Source organism: Methanosaeta sp. UBA458 (genome assembly GCF_002496085.1).
Taxonomy (GTDB): domain Archaea; phylum Halobacteriota; class Methanosarcinia; order Methanotrichales; family Methanotrichaceae; genus Methanothrix; species Methanothrix soehngenii.
This window is the reverse complement of sequence record NZ_DAIK01000056.1, coordinates 1,381-1,754: the sequence shown is the minus strand read 5'-3', so window position 1 is coordinate 1,754 and position 374 is coordinate 1,381. Positions and strand designations below refer to the sequence as shown.

1 protein-coding gene is annotated in these 374 nt (G+C 40.6%); it reads left to right on the top strand.

What is annotated here, in order from left to right; translation table 11 throughout:
• Positions 1-332: PIN domain-containing protein (locus tag BP822_RS03785; protein ID WP_286877764.1), on the top strand; the 332-nt coding region annotated here is incomplete at its 5' end.
• Between the last annotated feature and the right edge of the window lie 42 nt (positions 333-374).

Genomic DNA, 374 nt, shown 5'->3' with positions numbered 1-374 from the left:
AAACCATAAGCATTTTGGAAGAAGCGGCATATGTTGGACTTTCACTCATCTATGGTTGCCACGGATTTAAGTTGAGAGATCAACTGAAAATGAAGCTCAAAGAGACAGCCAGGGTCTTTCTTGAGAGCCTTAAATCATTCTTGGTTGAATTCAGGATTAAGCTCTTATCAATGCCCGAGGATCCCGATCTTCTTTTAAAAGCAGTTGAGGCTTACAGATTGCTTCCCAATGATGCAGCTATCGTTGCTGCCTGCCAATATTACGGGATAGAGAAAATAGCCACGTTTGATAGCGATTTCAATAGAGTTGCATCTCTATATGTAATTCGATAACTGCCTTAGGGTACGATTTCAACCATAAAGCTACGATGTCTT